This window comes from Spirosoma luteolum (assembly GCF_054778875.1).
Map to the genome: position 1 here is coordinate 1 of NZ_BAAGZE010000009.1, position 615 is coordinate 615.

Annotated in this window: 1 protein-coding gene; it reads left to right on the forward strand. The window is 61.6% G+C overall.

The annotated features are described in order from the left end of the window. Window positions 1-615 (forward strand): putative Ig domain-containing protein (locus ACYVAC_RS16165; protein ID WP_461098791.1); only part of this gene is annotated, 615 nt, incomplete at both ends.

The following is a 615-nucleotide window of genomic DNA, read 5'->3' on the forward strand; positions in this document are numbered from 1 at the left end:
CTCAGCACGCACGAACGCCAGCTGACGTTTACGCCCCGGTACACGGGCACCGATGGCCAGCCCATTACCTTCCAGATCGTCAACGAAACGCTGCCCACCACCAGCCTTGTGGCCCAGCCCGTTAGCCTCAAGCTCTATACCGACAACCCCGTCATCTACCTGAAAGCCAGCCAGTCGGGAGCCGAGGCCACCTATGCCTACCACTGGCAGGCAGTCTGCTCAACGGGCAACACCCCCGATAATGTGGCGCCTGTGCTCGTCAATCCCATTCCCAGCCTGGCAGCAACGGCAGGGAGCCCCTTCAACTTTCTAATCCCGGCCAACACGTTCGACGACCCCAACGGAGATCCGCTCTCGCTGACCGCCAGCGGGCTTCCGGCCGGTTTATCATTTACAGCGAACGTCATAAACGGTACGCCTGCCGTGGCTGGGGTCTATTCCGTGACGATACAGGCTAGCGATGGCCACGGCCTGACAGCCACCAGCAGTTTTACGCTGACCGTCAACCCGCCTTCGACCGCCCCGTTTGGCTTTGCCGGCATAACCGAAGCCAGTTGTCAGGTGCTCAGCACGCACGAACGCCAGCTGACGTTTACGCCCCGGTACACGGGCACC